Origin of the sequence: Cronobacter condimenti 1330, assembly GCF_001277255.1 — a bacterium.
Lineage (GTDB): Bacteria > Pseudomonadota > Gammaproteobacteria > Enterobacterales > Enterobacteriaceae > Cronobacter > Cronobacter condimenti.
In genome coordinates this window covers 2,650,348-2,667,387 of record NZ_CP012264.1, presented here as the reverse complement: position 1 = coordinate 2,667,387, position 17,040 = coordinate 2,650,348, and the positions used below count along the sequence as shown (strand labels likewise).

The window sequence follows — 17,040 nt, the reverse complement described above, 5'->3', positions numbered from 1 at the left end:
TTACCGCAGAATAAAGGCAGTGTAGAGGACGTCAGTCACTACCTGCTTCGGTTGTCCTGCCACCAGCGGCGCGGAAAGCGTTTGTTTAATCGCTTCCACCAGCTTCTGTTTGCCTTCATCTGTCGCCAGTTGAGAGGCGTCCTGACGAGAGAAGAGCAGCAGCAGACGGCTGCGCACTTCCGGCAGATAGTCGCTCAGACGCTGACGGGTTGCGTCGTCCTTCAGGCGCAGCGTAATGCCGACATACAGCACGCGGTCGGCATCACCCAGATTCACGGTGAAGGTGTCGAGGGCGAAAAATACCGGCGCCGGCGGCGGTTCTGGCGCTGCTTTAGCCTCGGACGGGCCGTGCTGCTGCATACGCCAGTAGCTGTAACCAGCCGTCGCACAGGCCGCGAGAGTTATAAGGACCAGTAACGGGATCCAGATGGAACGTTTACGGCCTTTACCTTTGGTGATTGCGCTGTCAGTCATCAGACTCGGGTTTCCTGTATCAGTACTGCGATAGAGTGATTATCCCGTCTCTGCGCGCAGTCAAAGCCTGGAAAAAACGGGAATAATCACGTTACCTCTGGCGTTAGGCAAAGATATCGACCGCGCCATTGCCGCGAGCGGCTGCCTGAAGGCTTGCTGGAGCGACAATCGCATCCTCTTCGCCACCAGAACCAAAACCGCTGCCAGAACGGGAAGAAGCAGACTGCTGCGGGTTGTTTTGCTGCTGCTGACCGTTAAAGTTTTCGCTGCTGATGCTGCTCTGGCCCAGCTGAATGCCGCTTTCAGCAAGCTGTGCGCGCAGCGTCGGCAGTGCCGCTTCCAGCGCCGCACGAACATGGCTGTGTGGAGACACCATCTGCACTTGCGCCATATTGTCATCAATCTTGAGGCTAATCTGCACCGCGCCCAGTTCTTCCGGGTGCAGACGCAGCTCGGCGCTCTGCTGACCATTGCGGGTGAACAGCGTAATGTGCTGGCTCACCGAGTTCTGCCAGTCAGGGGAGCCAAACGGCGCCGTGACTTGCGGCGTCGGCATCGTCATGACCGGCGCGCTGTTCTGCTGACTCAGCGCTGATGGCGTCATCGTCTGGGCGTGCAGGTTCAGGTTATGCGCTAATTGTGTGCTGCTGACATCTGCGGCGGTTTTATCAAGCGCCGCGGTGGGGGCGACGACATCCGCTGGCGCCTGTGCGGTGACCGGGGCGTTACCTGCCGCCGCGGTCAGAGGCGTGGCGGCGTCATCAGCTTTGGCGCTGGTTTTGGCATCACTTTTGGCAAAGCCCGTTCCCTGCAGCAGGCTGTTCGCCGGATTAACACCGTTAGCACCCAGCGCCGCAATGCCCTGCGTCTGCGCCGTCGTGACAGGCGTCGCGTTCGGCTGTTGAGCATTTGGCAGCATCGCGAAGAGGGCGCTAAAGGCCGCCATATCTTCGTCGCTCAGTTTTTTGTCATCGTCAAGACCCGCAGTTTTCAGCGACTGTCCTGCTTTAACGTCGGTTTGCGTCGCGACCTTGCCGGTGGCAAGCGTCAGATCAACAGACGTAATGTCGCCGTTCGTCAGTTGATCAAGCAGACGCGCCAGATCGCCCGGGCCGCCCGGCTGTGTCGCCGTTGCGTCCTGAAGCGCTTTGCCGGTCAGTGCCTCTTTGCCTGCGCCCTGTAACTGCGCAAGCGTCAGCGTTTTACCATCCGCAAGCGTCAGCTCGCCCTGGAAATGCTGACCTAAGAGCGCCAGGAAATCCTGCGCCGCGTCGCCGCCTTTCGCGTCAACGCCTTTGAGACCTGTGCCGCCGGCCGTCGGGTCGACGTCATTGGTCAGCACAACATTGGGCAACGTAATCATTCGCCTTTCCTCATTGATGCCCGCTGGGCAAATTCATCCATTCTTTTTTGATCAAGCCGGTTTTCCGCCAGCAGCGCCGCGCTGGCCTGCCGGTCCTGGAGTGTCTCCCAGGCCTGAAGACGCTGCTTTTTCTCTTTCCAGAACGAGAGCGCCTGATCGACTTTAGTATTCCACTGCGTAAGCTGAAGGCGATGTTGATCAATCGCTTTCTCCAGCGTCTGGATAAACTGCTGATAGTTCACCCATCGGTTACTGGCAATCCCCTGCGTCATGGTGTCATTCAGGTTATTGCGATATTCCTGCTGATAGTTCATCAGCATCGACAGCTGTTCTTGCGCCTGTTGACAACCACGACGCATTTCGCCAAGCCGCAACGCGGCATCGTCGACTTCTTTCTCAGCCATATCTTTAAGCGTGTTCAGCGCGCCATTCTGTTTCATGGCTACCTCCCTCATACCTCATCAAACTGACGGGAAGATAAGTTCCAGTGCCTGCAACGCATCCTCTACACCGGAACGTTCGTAAATACCCTGCTGCAGAAACGCTTCCAGTTGCGGCCACAGCGTAATGGCGCGATCCAACATGGGATCGCTGCCTTTGGCATAAGCGCCAACGCTCACCAAATCACGGTTGCGCTGGAAGCTTGAAAGCAGCTGTTTGAAGGTCCGCACGCGCGCATAGTGTTGCTCGCTAATGATGGAGGTCATTACGCGGCTGATGGACGCTTCAATATCAATAGCCGGATAGTGACCGGCTTCCGCGAGGCGGCGCGACAGCACAATGTGGCCGTCGAGAATGGCGCGGGCGGAGTCGGCGATCGGGTCTTGCTGATCATCGCCTTCGGTCAGTACGGTATAAAATGCGGTAATCGAGCCACCGCCGGTGATGCCGTTACCGGCGCGTTCAACCAGCGCAGGCAGTTTGGCGAACACGGAAGGCGGATAGCCTTTAGTCGCAGGCGGCTCGCCGATAGCGAGCGCGATTTCACGCTGCGCCATCGCATAACGGGTCAGTGAATCCATGATAAGCAGCACGTGCTGACCACGGTCGCGAAAATCTTCAGCGATGCGGGTCGCGTAAGCGGCACCCTGCATACGTAATAAAGGAGAAACATCCGCAGGGGCGGCGATAACCACCGAGCGGGCGCGCCCTTCGGCACCCAAAATGTTCTCGATAAAGTCTTTTACTTCACGACCACGCTCACCGATAAGTCCCACCACGATGACATCCGCCTGGGTGTAGCGCGCCATCATGCCAAGCAGGACTGATTTACCGACGCCGGAGCCGGCAAAGAGGCCCATACGCTGACCACGACCTACCGTCAGCAGGGCGTTAATCGGGCGCACGCCTACGTCCAGTACATCTTCGATTGGGGTACGTTGCAGCGGGTTAAACGGCGGCGTCATCAGCGCGCCGGTCGTTTCGGTGTCAGGGGAGGGCAGGCCGTCGAGCGGTTTGCCTGCGCCGTCAAGAACACGGCCAAGCAGTTGCGGGCCGAGCGGCAGTTGTTTGCTGCTCTGTAACCCTTCGCCGTGCGCCGCGCGGGCATAGACGCGCGCGCCCGGCAGAATGCCTTCTACTTCTTCAAGCGGCATCAGGAAAAGTTTCTGGCCGTTAAAGCCAACCACTTCGCTTTCGACTTCCTGAAGCTGTGTGCCTTCCTGACGCTCAATAATGCAGGTCGCGCCGAGCGGCAGTTGCAGACCAGTCGCCTCCAGCACCAGACCAGTGGCGCGGGTCAGGCGGCCATAGCGGCGCACCGACGGCAGTTGCGCCATTTTGGTCTCGAAGTTATCGAGCGTATTAAGCCAGCGGGTGAGACGGGCGGTCATTACACCACTCCTGGTGCGGCAAGGCGGCACAGTTCCTGCCAGCGCGTCGCCACGCTGGCGTCAAGATCGCCTTCATCGGCGGAAACTTTGCAACCGCCCGGATGCAGCGTCGGGTCGCCACGCAGGCGCCAGCCGTGCAGGCTTAATGTTGCGCCCAGCATCTCTTCGACGCGCTGTAAATCATCCGGGTGGACGCGCAGCTGCGGTTTACCGCTAAACAGCGGCTCCTGTTGCAGCAGCGTCTGGATCTGCTTGATCAGGTGATTGTTATCGACCTGAACATGGCCGATGACCTGACGTGCCGCTTCCAGCGCCATCTGCATGAGGCGGGAGGCGATCACGCTGTCAAGCGCGTCCAGCGTGTACTGGAACTCACTCACCAGCTGCTGCATACGGGCGTGAATCGGCCCTTGCTGGGCGCGCGCTTCCGCGAGCCCCTGTTCGAGACCTTTCGCATAGCCTTCCTGGCGGCCCTGTTCGAAGCCCTGCTGACGTCCTTCGGCGAGCCCGGCGTTATAGCCTTGCTCATGCGCCTGGGTTTGCATCATCACCAGCGCCTGCTGCTGTTGCTGCAGGCGTAATTGATCTTCGTCGACTTCTTCGTCTTCGCCGCTGACCGTCTCATCGAATGCCTTAAATTCCGGCATCACAGGAGGGGCAAGGTCATCGGGCATCCAGCGCTGCCAGGGAAGCTTACTAGACATAGGTATCCTCGCCGCTGCCAATTACCATCTCGCCGGTTTCCGCCAGACGACGGACCACGAGCAGGATAGCTTTCTGTTCGTTTTCCACCTGAGACAGACGCACCGGACCGCGGTTGGCCAGGTCGTCGCGCAGGATATCTGCCGCACGCTGCGACATGTTGCGCAGGAATTTCTCGCGCAGTGGCTGCTCGGCGCCTTTGAGAGCGATAAGCAGAGATTCGGACTCCACTTCCTGCAGCAGGCGCTGGATGGAGCGGTCGTCGACTTCCACCAGGTTTTCGAACAGGAACATTTCGTCGATGATTTTCTGCGCCAAATCGCCGTCGAACTCGCGTACTGCGGTAATAACGGCTTCTTCCTGCTGGGTTTTCATCAGGTTGATAATTTCTGCCGCCGTTCTCACGCCGCCCATTTTGCTGCGCTTGAGGTTCTGGCCGTCGAGCAGGTTGTTCAGTACTTCGGTCAGTTCCGCCAGCGCTGCCGGCTGGACGCCGCCGAAGGTGGCGATACGCAGCATCACGTCGTGACGCAGACGCTCGTCGAACAGCGCCAGGATATCCGCCGCCTGTGCACGTTTGAGGTGAACCAGGATGGTGGCGATAATCTGCGGGTGCTCGTCGCGAATAAGGTCGGCGGCGCTCTGCGGCTCCATAAAGTTGAGCGTTTCCATACCCGAAGTGGTCTCTTTGGAGTCGAGAATATCTTCGAGCAGGCTGGAGGCGCGTTCTTCGCCCAGCGCTTTGACCAGCACCGAACGCAGGTAATCGTTGGTGTTGATGCTGAGCGCGGCAAACTGTTCTGCTTCCTGTTCAAACTCCGCCAGCACGTCAGTAAGCTGTTTGTTCGAAATCTGACGCACGCTTGCCATCGCGGCGCTGAGGTGTTGGACCTCGCGAGGCGAGAGGTGTTTGAACACCTCCGCCGCGCGATCTTCCCCGATGGTCATCAGCAGAATGGCGCTTTTATCGGTGCCAGACAGACCGGTCGTATTAGCGTTGGAATTAGCGTTACTCATAGCTCGTTACTCATCCACTGGCGGATGACCAGCGCGACCACGCGCGGATCGTTGTCTGACATTTCGCGGATACGCTGGCTCATTACTTCTGCGCTCAGGCGCTGGTTAGCGCGGCGCTGCTGCGTCTGTTCGTCTTTGCTCAGGCGAACTTCCACGGACTCTTCCACTTCTTTATTCTGCTGCTGGATTTCCTGTACGCGCTTAACTTCTTCCGCGCGGCGCCGGAGCTGCGGACGAACCGCTTTACGCCACAGCAGCCAGGCGACAATCAGCACCACCAGCCAGCGGCCTGCGGCCAGAAGCTGATCGATGAAGGCTTGCTGCTGCCAGAACGGCAGTTCGCCACCGGCTTCATCGCTCGCGGTGAATTGCGAGTTGACCACGTTCAGGGTATCGCCGCGCTTGTCGGAGTAGCCCATCGCTTCGCGGGTCAGGTTTTCAATCTGTTTCAGCTGATCGGCAGTCAGCGCGAGCGGCTTGCCGTTCCCCAGCTGACGGTAGTTCACGACGACCGCGACGGAGAGACGCTGTACGTCGCCCACGTTCATTTTGGTGTGACGAATCGTACGGTCTACTTCGTAGTTCGTGGTTTCATCACGCTGGCTGCTGTGCGGACCGGAGCTTGCACCGGCAGTGCTGGTGCTCTGGGTACGCTGTCCGTTCGCATTCTGACCATTGGCATTCTGGGCGTTGTTCTGCCCGGCAGGCGCATCGATAGGCGCGCTGTTTGCCGGTGCCGGCTGGTTAGACAGTGCACCCGGTACGCCGCCCGGATTAGCGCCGCCCACCTGGTCGTTAGTGTTCAACTGACGAGAACGTACGGCCATCTGCGCCGGGTCGCTGTTCGGGCGATACTGCTCTTCGGTCTGCTCTTTATTAGAGAAGTCGATCTGGGCGGTGACCTGAGCATGCACGTTGCCGGAGCCAACGATAGGCGCAAGGATAGATTCGATACGGCGCTGGATACGGCCTTCAACATCGGCGGCATATTTCAGCTGCGCGTCGTTCAGGTCGCGACCGGCGGTGCCGGACTGGGTCAGCAGGTGACCGGCCTGATCCACGAGCGTAACGTTGCCTGGCGGCAGGCCTGCAACGGCGCTGGACACCATGTGCACGACGGCAGCTATCTGACCTTCGTCCATGGCGCGGCCCGGCTCAAGGTTCAGCGTGACCGACGCGGAAGGCGATTTCTGTTCGCGAACAAACAGAGACGGTTTCGGCATGGCCAGGTGAACACGCGCGCTTTTCACCGGACCTAAGGTCTCGATGGTGCGCGCCAGTTCGCCTTCCAGCGCGCGCTGGTAGTTAACCTGCTCGCTGAACTGGCTGATGCCGAACTTTTCCTGATCCATCAGCTCAAAGCCCACGGCGCCGCCTTTCGGCAGCCCCTGCTGGGCCAGACGCAGACGCAGCTCATGCACCTTTTCGGCAGGCACCATGATGGCTGCGCCGTTATCGGAGAAGCTGTAAGGAATATTCATCTGAGTCAGTTGGGTGACGATAGCGCCGCCGTCCTGATCGCTCAGATTGCTGTAAAGCACGCGGTAATCGGGCTGTTTAGCCCAGAGTACCAGAGCCACAATGATGGCCACCGCGGCGGCCCCGGCCACCATTAAGGGGATCTTCGGGTTTGCGCGTAAGCGGTTGAGCCACTCTACGGTTTTATTTTGTGGCGTTTGAGTTGAAGCTGCGGCAGTCATTGCGCCCCTCTTGACTCAGCGTTGACAGAATAATGCGTGTTATGAAGCAAAACGGACTCCCGGGTCGGCAAGCACGACTAAAGTTCCACTATGATGGCGATGTCATTATTTGCTTTTGTAGGAATTTCTATGGGTCAAATAGGTTGGTTTTTTATCGTTATTTAGAGGCTTTATCCCATTGACAAAGTGTTACTCTGCACCCCGTTGAAAAATCATCCAGGGGTAAAAGATGGCTATTCAGGGTATTGAAGGGGTACTCCAGCAGATGCAGGCCACCATGCAGGTGGTACGCAATGAGGCAGTGCAGACCCCGCCCTCCGTGAGTTTCGCCGGAGAGTTACAGGCCGCGCTTGGACGTATCAGCGATACGCAGAACGCCGCCCGCACTCAGGCAGAAAAATTCGCAATCGGTACGCCGGGCGTGGCGATGAACGATGTGATGGTAGACCTGCAGAAATCCTCGATTTCGCTGCAGATGGGCATCCAGGTGCGTAATAAACTGGTTGCCGCGTATCAAGACATCATGAATATGCAGGTGTAGTAAAAGACTGAAAGATAAGAATAAATCAATCAGTTTCTGTTTTTTTGAGCAGGTAGCGATGCGTGACCGGAAACTTTCCGGTTGTGCGTGGCTACCTGCTTTTTTTACATCTGGGGCAATGCGAAACGCGCCAGGTTAGACTGGCGGTTTCTAAGAAAGGCCATTAAGGCAGGCTTAATGCGCGGACATCGCGCGCTTCTCCGCCCGTTTTTTTGTCCGGTGTTCCACAAAACGCGTGATAACGACATAGAAGCAGGGCACAAAGAAAATCGCGAGCAGCGTGCCGCTTATCATCCCGCCGAACACACCGGTACCAATGGCATGCTGTGTACTGTCGCTTGCGCCACGAGCCAGCATCAGCGGGACCACGCCAAGCGTGAACGCCAGTGAGGTCATGAGGATGGGCCGTAAACGCTGGCGCGAGGCGGTCAGGATAGCCTCGTTCAGGCTGGCGCCCTCGCGGCGTAACTGCCTTGCGAATTCAATAATCAGGATCGCGTTTTTGGCAGAAAGACCAATCAGCGTTATCAGCCCCACCTTAAAGAACACATCATTAGTCATATTCGCGATGACCTCCGCCGCCACGGCACCGAGAAGCCCCAGCGGTACTACCAACATCACTGCAAACGGAATCGACCAGCTTTCATAAAGGGCGGCGAGCACCATAAAGACAACCAGGATGGAGAGCATAATGAGTCCCGGAAGCTGTGAGGCAGACGCCTGCTCCTGCAGCGAACTGCCTGCCCATTCGCCTGCAAACCCTGGCGGTAAATCCGTTGCCAGTTGTTCCATCGCCGCCATTGCTGTGCCGCTGGACTCGCCCGGGGCGGCGCTGCCGGTAATACGAATAGCAGGATACCCCTGATAACGGTTGAGCTGTTGCGGCGCCTGATTCCAGGAAAACGTCACAAACGCCGATAACGGCAACATTTCACCCTGGCGGTTTTTGACCGGTAAGGCCAGTAATTGCGCCGGTTGCATACGGTAGGGTGCATCAGCCTGGACAATAACCTGCTGTACGCGACCATGATTGGTGTAGTCGTTGACGTAACTGGACCCTGTCGCGACCGAGATAGTTTGGTTGATTTCCTCAAACGACACGCCCATCGCTTCCGCCTTTTCGCGATCGACATCCAGCACAAGGCGAGTACCGTCTGGCAAGCCATCTATATAAACATCCTTTAACCCGGGATGCTGGCCGGCGCGCTCGACGAGACTGTCCGCGGCCTTTTTGAGGGCCTCATAGCCCTGAGCGCCCCTGTCCTGCAGATAGTAGGTAAACCCGGAAGAGGTGCCCATATCAGAAATGGCCGGTGGAAGCAGGCTCATCACGGCGCCATCCGTTACGCTCTCCATGCTGGACTGAATATGAAAAGCCTCATCCTGCGCGGTTATGCCCTCGCGGTTTTCCCAGTCTTTCAATGTTGTGAAGGCCATCGCGGAGTTAGGGCCGGAGCCTGAAAACCCAAACCCCAGGATCATCACGTTGCTCTCGACAGCCTGCCGCGCGGCGATGCTCTCTTCAAAGTGTTGAACCACTTTCAGCGTGCGCTGCATCGTGGCATCGGAGGGAAGCTGTATTGATGACATGAAGTAGCCCTGATCCTCATCGGGTAAAAACGAAGAAGGCAGAGACGACATGCCGGCACAGAGCGCAAGACATAACGCGGCATACAGCGCCATTACGCGCCCGGTACGCTTCAGAACAACGCCGAGTGCCGAGGCATAAAACGCGGATAAGCGGTCAAAGCGTGCATTAAACCAGGAAGAAAACGCGCTAACGTGTTGCGCGCTATGCGGTTTGAGTACCGTGGCGCAAAGCGCTGGCGTGAGCGTCAGCGCAAGGAAGGCGGACAGTAAAATGGATACCGCCATCGACACGCCGAACTGACGGTAAATCACGCCGACCGAGCCGCCAGTAAAGCCCATGGGGATAAAGACGGCAGTCAGGACCAGCGTAATACCAATGATGGCGGGCGTTATCTCCCGCATTGCCTCGTGCGTGGCGTCGCGCGCAGACATCCCTTTTTCTTCCATCAGGCGCTCGACATTTTCAACCACCACAATAGCGTCATCGACGATGATACCAATGGCTAACACCATGCCGAACATCGTCAAAATATTGATGGAATACCCCATTAAATACATAACGGTAAAGGTGCCCAACAGCGCGACTGGCGCGACGATGGCCGGGATAAGGGTGCAGCGGATTTTATGCAAAAACAGCAGCATGACGAGGAAAACCAGCACCATCGCCTCTGCAAACGTCTTCACCACTTTGATGACCGAAAGTTTCACAAACGGGGCGGTATCAAAAGGGACGGTAAAGGCCATGCCGTCAGGCAGCACGCCGGAGAGTTCAGCGAGCCGCGAACGGATCCCCGAGGCAGTGCTGATAGCATTCGCGCCCGGCGATAACTGAATAGCGGCGGCAGTGGCGGGAACGCCATTTTCACGTATGCCGAAGGCATAACTTTGCAGACCGGATTCCACCCGGGCAACGTCAGAAAGCGTTAAGCGCGCGCCGGTGGTTGCTGATTTCAGGGTGATATTTTGAAAAGCCTCGACGGATGAAAGCTGCCCTTTCAGGGTGATAGGGTAAGTAACTCCTTGTCCCGGCACTGCGGGTTCATCCCCGGTGCGGCCGGGCGAAACAATCACGTTTTGTTGGCTGACAGCGGTTAAGACCTCTGTGACCGACAATCCGTAACTGTGTAATTTCATCGGATCGAGCCAGATACGCAGCGCTTTCTCACCGCCGAAGAGTTGAACCTTACCTACACCCGGCACGCGGCGAAGTTCATCGGTCACGTTTCTGGCGAAATAGTCACTTAAATCCGCCTCCTCATACTGGCCGTTCGGGGATTTCAGGCCCACCATCATCAGGAACCCGGCGTTCGCCGCCTCGACGGTAATGCCGTTTTGCCGTACCGATTGCGGTAAACGCGACTCAACGATTTTTATCTGATTTTGCAGATCCATCTGCGCAAGCTTAATGTCGGTACCGGGCTTAAAAGTGACCGTGATCGACGCCATGCCGGTGGTGTCGCTGGACGATTCAAAATAGAGCAAATTATCCACGCCCGAAATTTCACGTTCGAGGAGTGAAACCACCGACGAGTTCATGACCTCAGGGCTGGCGCCAGGATAACTGACGGAAATAATGATCCCCGGTGGCGCAACGGCTGGATACTGCGCCACGGGCAACTGGGGAATACAGAGCAGGCCGGTGAGCGCGATGAAAAGCGCCACAACCCAGGCGAAAACAGGGCGTTCAATAAAAAAGTGCGGCATTAATAAGCGTTCCAGTCAGCAAAGAGATCATTCAGTAAAAGCAGAGGGCGTATTCGACCACCGTTTCGCCTCAGGCATGCCCGGCGAAGGCGTGCGTAAGATAAGCAAGGCCCGTTAAAGGGTTTGGCCAGGCCTTCCGGTTGCCTTAAGAAAATAACGTCTAATACTACGCCCGATGTGTTTAATGGGTATGTACAGTTTGTGGAGTGAATATGGAGCGACCCTGATGCTTGCGTATTTTCTCTCAGGCGGCATTCGTCATCGCGGCATTACTGGCGCGAGTACGTCAAATTATTCGGATGAAAAGATATAAAGGCGAGCCGATAAAAAAGATTATCAAAAAGCACTCATAATAAAAAACCAGATCGTCGATATCCGGAAGCGTATTAAGAAGCAGGCTGAAGATCGCTATCAGCGCAATAAAAAAAGCAAAAAACCAAAGGATAATAATGTACCACTCTTTGACGGCGGCAGCCTGTTTCTGCACCAGAAAAAATAATACGGTAAGAGGAATACATAAATAGATGACCGGCGAGGCGATAAGCGTCGTTGCCACGCGTTCGTCTAATCTGTGCATCAAAATCAGCCACAAATGGAGGAACCCCCAGGAGGCCAGCAGGAATATACACGCGGCGCTGATTTTTCTGATATTAAAAGAGTGACTGAAGATCATCGCAGGCTTCTTTATGCATTAGGGTGTCACAGACTGACGTCGTTACGTGAAAACAGCGTGCGCCAAAAGCGATAAGGCGCTGTGTTTTCCCGTCGTTATCGCCAGGGATTATCACACCACACTGTTGCGTGTTTATATTCATAATGTGGAGCCAGTGTGGAGATGCATGACGCGTCTGCGTCGTTATCACGCTTTAACGCGGCCACGGCAACTTTCCTGGCTCGGGCAGGTCAGAATATCCCATAGATACCTTGTGAACCCGTCAAAAACCTTTTCTTTGACGTTGACGCGCCATTCACCCTGAGTCGTTAATGATGTTTATCCCTCACGGCTTTCGGCGTGACGGAAAACACACAGATGCGAGCTTACGGTATGAGTAGAGACCCCATGCATAAAAACACCCTGATCCTTGTTGCCGAAGATGATGATGAAATCGCCGATATACTGATAAGTTATCTGCAAAAGGCGGGAATGCAAACGCTCCGGGCGACTAACGGCGAGCAGGCCATTACGTTTGGGCGTCTTCATAAGCCGGAGCTTATTTTGCTGGATATTCACCTGCCGGTGTTTGATGGCTGGAATGTGCTGTCGACGCTGCGCCAGGAGAGCAATGTGCCCATCATTATGGTCACCGCGCTTGATCAGGATGTAGACAAGCTGATGGGGCTGCGGCTGGGTGCCGATGATTATGTTATTAAACCCTTTAACCCTTCTGAAGTCGTCGCGCGGGTTGAAGCCGTGTTACGAAGAACCCGATCGGATCCCGGGCAAATCGGCTCCCGGCCTATCAGAACGCCATTTCTTACCATGTATCCGGATGATTTTTATATTGAAATCACCGCAGGCGATCGTGTTGTTACGCCCGTACTAACCACAACGGAATTTAAACTGTTAATGCATCTTGCCCGCAACCCGCGGAAAGTCTGTTCCCGTGAAGAACTCCTCAATGCCTGCCTGCCTGATGGTGACAGGCTGGACAGAACCGTGGACAGCCACATGAGTAAGCTGCGTAAGAAGCTGGAAGTCGCGGGCCTGAACGGTGTGCCTGAGAGCATCAGAGGAATGGGCTACCGGCTGGGGGAACATAAATGAACAGAGAGCCGCTCCTTAGCCGTCAAATATTGACCTATATGCTATCGCTGACGTTTATTATTATTGTTATCTCCGTGCTGGGTTCGTATTTGTTTTATACCTTCTTGTTTGATTACCTTCCTGGTGGCACGACGGGGGGTAATGAAGATGATATGACGATGTGGGACTGGTTATGGATTATCACGACCACGGTCATAAGCCTGGTCATCTCCCTGTTTTTTACGGTGAAATTGTCAGCGCGAATACTGACCCCTTTAAATGCCGTGGCGCATAGCCTCAAGCGGATCTCGCAGGGCGATCTTGATGCCCGCGCTTTTTGCGCCAGTTCTCATTTAGGGGAGATAAACTATCTCGTCAATGATTTCAACGATATGGCGGAAAAGCTCCAGCTGCTGGATATTCAGCGAAAGTCGTGGAACGCCGCTATCGCCCATGAACTGCGCACGCCGGTTACCATTTTACAGGGACGATTGCAGGGGCTGGTGGATGGCGTTTTCCCGCCGGATCCAGCGCTTTTTAAAAAACTGCTGAGGCAGACCGAAGGGCTGACCCGCCTGATAGAAGATCTTCGGGTAGTGAGTTCTGATGGTGGTGCGGGGTATACGTTAAGCAAAAGCAACATCGATCTTAAAGAGACAATAACCGAAGCGCTGGACACCTTTATGCCGGAATTTCACCGGCAGCAATTTACTGTAACAACAGCGCTCAAATCCCAGCGTTGTGTTTGTGATGCATTACGCATTAACCAGTGTCTGACCGTACTTTTCGATAATGCTTTGCACTATTCGACGTCACGTACGCTGTTTATAAAAAATGGCATTACGGATAAACAAAACTTCATCTTAATTCAGGATACCGGGCCAGGTATTCCTGAAGCCTTTCATCCCTTTCTGTTTCAGCCCTTTCAGCGCGATACCGGCGCGAAGGCCATCAACCCGGATGGCTGCGGATTGGGGTTATCGGTCGTAAAAGCCATCATGCTGGCACATGGTGGCGATGCGACATATCAATTAACGAAACAGAATCATTCGATATTCAGGCTCACGTGGCCCGTTTCTTAACGGGCTGGGCAGGCTCAGGCGGGCCTGCCCATCACTGGTGCTAAACGCCACCGTTTACCGAGCGTTGCATCCCACTCAGCAGGCGTTATCGTCAGTTTCCCGCGCCGGGGACTGAGCGTTATCTCGCTAAAATAGATGTCGTCCTTCGTCAGCATAAGGTCGACGCGGCAATAGTCGATGCCGTTGGCCAGCGCCTGGGCCGCCAGAATGGCCTGATAAAAAAGGGCGGGCTCAGGTATCGCATCCGGCGTATTCGGGTATTCCATCTGAAATGGCTGAAGGCGCCAGTCCTGGTCATAGACATTCACAAATCCTTTGCCGTTTTCATCGGTAAAATCCGCTTCAATAAAGCTGACCTCGCCATGAAAACAATGGATTCTTAACATTTCCGGTGTGGTGTTCTTATCGTTGTCTGCAACGATATCAATATAGTGTTCGCACAAGATAACAGGGGGAATATTTTTATACTGCCATTCCCTGGTGGTGTAATACATGTTTTTCTTAAGCGCTAATTTTAATTTATTGAGTGCCTTGTGGTGATTGAACGTCGATTTATTAGTACAGACTATCGTACTGCCGCTGTCATGATTGCATTTTAAGACAAATTGCTCAGGGAGTGATGCTATGTCTATATCTTCGGCGTTGCGGTAAATGCCTATTAACGGTGCCGTTTTAACGCGTGTCGTTCTTGCATGTACGTAATCGCGAACGGCGAGTTTATCGGCAAGCAGGGTATAGAAATCATTTCGGTCATAGACCAGACGATGACAAATTTTCTCATTTAATGTGGTGGGTGAGGCGAGGTCCGGGAAATACCCCGTGGCTTTCCAGAGCCGGTTGCTATGAAATTTCACATCCGAAGTGAAGACAGTTCGACATTTCCTTAAAAAAAATTCAACGCGTTTTAAATGATAATTCATGTTATGGATCGCTTCTCCTGCGGGAATAGACCAAATAGTGCAGGAGAAGGATTGATTCTTATTGCCGGGTGTGTGGAGTGAATATGGAGGCAATAATGTCGGTGACTGTTATCGCTGGTGCGCGCCATCCACGCCCGGTTTCACCCGCCTGTACGCCTCATCGCGCTTGACAAAGCGAGCATCATTTTAGCATTATCTAAATTTAGAAAATGCTAAAGTGTGGGTCATGACGGATTTAAAAGATCTCCAGACGCAGGCGAACGCCGCCGCGTCCCTGTTAAAAACCATGAGCCATCCGCAACGCCTGCTTATTTTGTGCGTGCTGATTGATAAACCCGGTACCGATGCCGGAGCGCTGACCCGCCTGAGTGGGCTTAGCGCGTCAGCGACGTCGCAGCATCTGAGCCGGATGAAAACCGAAGGGCTTATTGAAAGCGAGCGTGTGGCGAAAAATGTGCGCTACTTCATCAAGAACAACGCGGTGTTTGCTCTCGTGCAGACGCTGAAAGCGATTTACTGTCCGGAGGAATAAGATGCCAGCTGTAACTGTCACGCCAGAAGAAGCCCGTGCGCTGATTGCGCGTCAGATGCCACTGATTGATATTCGTGGTACGGATGAATGGCGTCGTGAACATATCGCCGGGGCCCGAACGCTGCCGCTTGAGCACATAGCCCACGGCATGTCAGACGACAGCGCGCTACGTGCGGCCGATACGGTGGTATTTCACTGCCAGAGCGGGATGCGAACCGGTAACGCGGCAGAACAGCTTAGCGCGGCGGTCTACCCGGCGAAGGCGGTTCTTATGCAGGGTGGGCTCAATGCCTGGAAAGCGGCGGGGTACCCGGTTGAGGCCGACCGGCGTCAGCCATTACCGCTGATGCGTCAGGTACAGATGACCGCCGGCGCGCTGGCGCTTGGCGGCACGCTTGCCGGTGCCTTTCTCACGCCCGCGTTTTACTGCATTCCGGGCATTGTCGGGACGGGTCTGATAGTGGCGGGAATAACAGGCTGGTGTGGCATGGCAAAACTGCTGGCCGTCATGCCGTGGAACCAGGCACGGAAGTAAACGTCAGAAGAGGAGATTATCGGGCTTTCAGCGGCGTGCGCATCATGACGAACGCCGCATAATGCCTTGCTGGCTGCGCGTTTACAGCCAGCCCAGGTAGTCCGCGCCCCAGACCACGGCGGCCACGACCAGTAAAATTATCGTTGTTTTACGCATAGTATCCGTTCTCTGATTAAGGTTTTCCTTAATATCATGCCCGTAACGTACCGGATAATCTAATAAAAGCGTCACACGACCGGGTTATCAATGGGCGCGAGCAGATCCGGGCTCTGGTTTCGTATGTTACCCACTGCGCGATCCACCGGATGCCAGGCAAACGCGTCAGGCCCCAGGGCGGCGTCATGCGCCAGCGCCTCAAGCCGTGCGCTGGAGGCATCCGGGTTGAGCCAGGCGAGCGCGGCCTCGGTGGTGAACGCGAGCGGGCGGCGATCGTGAATATCAATCAGCCCTTTATCTGCCGCGGCAGTGACAATCACAAAACCTTCGTTTTCAGGGCTCGCGTCAAACGGCGCTTTGCCGATAGCGGCGAAAAACAGCGGCTCGCCATCAGCACGGTGAATGAAATAGGGCTGTTTTTTATCACCGTCGCGCTTCCACTCATACCAGCCGTCCGCAAAGACAATCGCGCGCCCGTGCTGCCACAGCGGCTTAAACATCCGGCTGGTGGCCGCCGTTTCGACACGCGCATTAATAAGCGGCGTTTTATGCCACCATGCGGGCGCGTACCCCCAGTGAACAGGATCGAGATGCAGCGTGTCGTCACGCTGGTTTAGCAGCAGCACGCGGGTGCCGGGCGCGACGTTATAGCGCGCCAGCGGTTCCGGGTCGAAGGCGATCGCGCGTTCGGTGTTGTCATCAAGCGCGGCGAGATAATCTTCACGGCTTAAGGTCTGGGCGAATCGACCGCACATAGCAGAACTCCGGTTGAAGGGGATGACCGAAGTATAGGGCAGGAATAGCGCGCCCTCCCGGCCAGGAGGGCGCTGCGGGTTATTTCTGGATGAGGTAGCGGATGGTGGGGCCTCCTGCCAGACGTTATGTGGCGGGTTTAAACACGCGCTACGCGTGTTTTATTACCGGTAACGGTAAGTAAGCCATTAGAGAAATACTACCAAAATTTGTGATTCCGAATAATAGGAATTGCTTTATAATTAAAGTGTTACGGAGAGTTTTAGTTTATTAAAAGGACGGAATTATGACACAGCAGGCTCAACAGGAAGGCAGTCTTCGGCTATTAACCCTTGGCGAGATCAAATTAGCTAAATCCGTATTCGGTAATTCTATTCCCTATCATAAGTGTGGAT

The 17,040-nt window shown here is 55.3% G+C and carries 16 protein-coding genes; 5 read left to right on the top strand and 11 right to left on the bottom strand.

Annotated features, from left to right (window positions below; genetic code table 11):
* From fliL to fliF, 7 genes are all read right to left on the bottom strand, one after another.
* Positions 1 to 474 carry a flagellar basal body-associated protein FliL gene (fliL, locus tag AFK62_RS12175; RefSeq protein ID WP_007670251.1) on the bottom strand — a complete coding sequence of 158 codons (474 nt, stop codon included), beginning with the start codon at positions 472 to 474 and terminating at the stop codon, positions 1 to 3.
* Positions 475 to 577: 103 nt separating this feature from the next.
* Complete coding sequence (fliK, locus tag AFK62_RS12170) at positions 578 to 1,837, bottom strand: flagellar hook length control protein FliK (protein ID WP_007670248.1); 1,260 nt, start codon at positions 1,835 to 1,837, stop codon at positions 578 to 580.
* Entirely contained in the window at positions 1,834 to 2,277 is a 444-nt protein-coding gene (fliJ, locus tag AFK62_RS12165; protein ID WP_007670240.1) for a flagellar export protein FliJ, read from the bottom strand. The genes fliK and fliJ overlap by 4 nt, the downstream gene beginning before the upstream one ends.
* A 21-nt stretch (positions 2,278 to 2,298) precedes the next feature.
* On the bottom strand, positions 2,299 to 3,669 hold the full coding sequence (gene fliI, locus AFK62_RS12160; protein ID WP_007670238.1) for a flagellar protein export ATPase FliI: 1,371 nt from the start codon (positions 3,667 to 3,669) through the stop codon (positions 2,299 to 2,301).
* Positions 3,669 to 4,373, bottom strand: a complete 705-nt coding sequence (fliH, locus tag AFK62_RS12155; protein ID WP_007670236.1) for a flagellar assembly protein FliH — start codon at positions 4,371 to 4,373, stop codon at positions 3,669 to 3,671. The genes fliI and fliH overlap by 1 nt, the downstream gene beginning before the upstream one ends.
* Complete coding sequence (gene fliG, locus AFK62_RS12150; protein ID WP_007670228.1) at positions 4,366 to 5,388, bottom strand: flagellar motor switch protein FliG; 1,023 nt, start codon at positions 5,386 to 5,388, stop codon at positions 4,366 to 4,368. The genes fliH and fliG overlap by 8 nt, the downstream gene beginning before the upstream one ends.
* The gene (gene fliF, locus AFK62_RS12145; RefSeq protein WP_007670227.1) at positions 5,385 to 7,088 is read right to left on the bottom strand and encodes a flagellar basal-body MS-ring/collar protein FliF; all 1,704 of its coding nucleotides are present in this window, start codon (positions 7,086 to 7,088) and stop codon (positions 5,385 to 5,387) included. The genes fliG and fliF overlap by 4 nt, the downstream gene beginning before the upstream one ends.
* 229 nt (positions 7,089 to 7,317) lie before the next feature.
* On the opposite strand from fliF, the gene fliE reads away from it, so the two are divergent.
* Positions 7,318 to 7,629 carry a flagellar hook-basal body complex protein FliE gene (gene fliE / locus AFK62_RS12140; protein ID WP_007670226.1) on the top strand — a complete coding sequence of 104 codons (312 nt, stop codon included), beginning with the start codon at positions 7,318 to 7,320 and terminating at the stop codon, positions 7,627 to 7,629.
* Between the two features lie 174 nt (positions 7,630 to 7,803).
* Here fliE and AFK62_RS12135 read toward each other — a convergent pair whose 3' ends face one another.
* The gene (locus AFK62_RS12135; protein ID WP_007670225.1) at positions 7,804 to 10,923 is read right to left on the bottom strand and encodes a multidrug efflux RND transporter permease subunit; all 3,120 of its coding nucleotides are present in this window, start codon (positions 10,921 to 10,923) and stop codon (positions 7,804 to 7,806) included.
* A gap of 286 nt (positions 10,924 to 11,209) precedes the next feature.
* Positions 11,210 to 11,596, bottom strand: coding sequence for a colistin resistant protein CrrC (crrC, locus tag AFK62_RS12130; protein WP_007670223.1), 387 nt, complete (start codon positions 11,594 to 11,596; stop codon positions 11,210 to 11,212).
* A 387-nt stretch (positions 11,597 to 11,983) separates the two neighbouring features.
* Here crrC and AFK62_RS12125 point away from each other — a divergent pair, with 387 nt between their 5' ends.
* Both AFK62_RS12125 and AFK62_RS12120 read left to right on the top strand, forming a co-directional pair.
* Positions 11,984 to 12,688: a response regulator gene (locus AFK62_RS12125; RefSeq protein ID WP_007670201.1), complete on the top strand. Its 705-nt coding sequence runs from the start codon at positions 11,984 to 11,986 to the stop codon at positions 12,686 to 12,688.
* Positions 12,685 to 13,749 carry an ATP-binding protein gene (locus AFK62_RS12120; RefSeq protein WP_007670194.1) on the top strand — a complete coding sequence of 355 codons (1,065 nt, stop codon included), beginning with the start codon at positions 12,685 to 12,687 and terminating at the stop codon, positions 13,747 to 13,749. The genes AFK62_RS12125 and AFK62_RS12120 overlap by 4 nt, the downstream gene beginning before the upstream one ends.
* A gap of 14 nt (positions 13,750 to 13,763) precedes the next feature.
* On the opposite strand, the gene AFK62_RS12115 is transcribed toward AFK62_RS12120, so the two are convergent.
* Positions 13,764 to 14,678 (bottom strand): ATP-grasp fold amidoligase family protein, encoded by a 915-nt coding sequence (locus AFK62_RS12115; protein ID WP_032984279.1) that lies wholly within the window; start codon positions 14,676 to 14,678, stop codon positions 13,764 to 13,766.
* A gap of 217 nt (positions 14,679 to 14,895) precedes the next feature.
* On the opposite strand from AFK62_RS12115, the gene AFK62_RS12110 reads away from it, so the two are divergent.
* Together AFK62_RS12110 and AFK62_RS12105 are read left to right on the top strand one after the other, a co-directional pair.
* Positions 14,896 to 15,201 (top strand): ArsR/SmtB family transcription factor, encoded by a 306-nt coding sequence (locus AFK62_RS12110; protein WP_007670187.1) that lies wholly within the window; start codon positions 14,896 to 14,898, stop codon positions 15,199 to 15,201.
* A 1-nt stretch (position 15,202) separates the two neighbouring features.
* Positions 15,203 to 15,736, top strand: coding sequence for a rhodanese family protein (locus AFK62_RS12105; protein WP_007670184.1), 534 nt, complete (start codon positions 15,203 to 15,205; stop codon positions 15,734 to 15,736).
* 227 nt (positions 15,737 to 15,963) lie between these two features.
* Here the strand turns inward: AFK62_RS12105 and AFK62_RS12100 are convergent, their stop codons facing one another.
* Positions 15,964 to 16,647 (bottom strand): SOS response-associated peptidase family protein, encoded by a 684-nt coding sequence (locus tag AFK62_RS12100; RefSeq protein WP_053531935.1) that lies wholly within the window; start codon positions 16,645 to 16,647, stop codon positions 15,964 to 15,966.
* Positions 16,648 to 17,040 lie beyond the last annotated feature (393 nt).

What these genes read in the sequence shown, in the direction of transcription:
- fliL (WP_007670251.1), bottom strand. Translation starts at nt 474, where the DNA reads ATGACTGACAGCGCAATCACCAAAGGTAAAGGCCGTAAACGTTCCATC.
- fliK (WP_007670248.1), bottom strand. Translation starts at nt 1,837, where the DNA reads ATGATTACGTTGCCCAATGTTGTGCTGACCAATGACGTCGACCCGACG.
- fliJ (WP_007670240.1), bottom strand. Translation starts at nt 2,277, where the DNA reads ATGAAACAGAATGGCGCGCTGAACACGCTTAAAGATATGGCTGAGAAA.
- fliI (WP_007670238.1), bottom strand. Translation starts at nt 3,669, where the DNA reads ATGACCGCCCGTCTCACCCGCTGGCTTAATACGCTCGATAACTTCGAG.
- fliH (WP_007670236.1), bottom strand. Translation starts at nt 4,373, where the DNA reads ATGTCTAGTAAGCTTCCCTGGCAGCGCTGGATGCCCGATGACCTTGCC.
- fliG (WP_007670228.1), bottom strand. Translation starts at nt 5,388, where the DNA reads ATGAGTAACGCTAATTCCAACGCTAATACGACCGGTCTGTCTGGCACC.
- fliF (WP_007670227.1), bottom strand. Translation starts at nt 7,088, where the DNA reads ATGACTGCCGCAGCTTCAACTCAAACGCCACAAAATAAAACCGTAGAG.
- fliE (WP_007670226.1), top strand. Translation starts at nt 7,318, where the DNA reads ATGGCTATTCAGGGTATTGAAGGGGTACTCCAGCAGATGCAGGCCACC.
- AFK62_RS12135 (WP_007670225.1), bottom strand. Translation starts at nt 10,923, where the DNA reads ATGCCGCACTTTTTTATTGAACGCCCTGTTTTCGCCTGGGTTGTGGCG.
- crrC (WP_007670223.1), bottom strand. Translation starts at nt 11,596, where the DNA reads ATGATCTTCAGTCACTCTTTTAATATCAGAAAAATCAGCGCCGCGTGT.
- AFK62_RS12125 (WP_007670201.1), top strand. Translation starts at nt 11,984, where the DNA reads ATGCATAAAAACACCCTGATCCTTGTTGCCGAAGATGATGATGAAATC.
- AFK62_RS12120 (WP_007670194.1), top strand. Translation starts at nt 12,685, where the DNA reads ATGAACAGAGAGCCGCTCCTTAGCCGTCAAATATTGACCTATATGCTA.
- AFK62_RS12110 (WP_007670187.1), top strand. Translation starts at nt 14,896, where the DNA reads ATGACGGATTTAAAAGATCTCCAGACGCAGGCGAACGCCGCCGCGTCC.
- AFK62_RS12105 (WP_007670184.1), top strand. Translation starts at nt 15,203, where the DNA reads ATGCCAGCTGTAACTGTCACGCCAGAAGAAGCCCGTGCGCTGATTGCG.
- AFK62_RS12100 (WP_053531935.1), bottom strand. Translation starts at nt 16,647, where the DNA reads ATGTGCGGTCGATTCGCCCAGACCTTAAGCCGTGAAGATTATCTCGCC.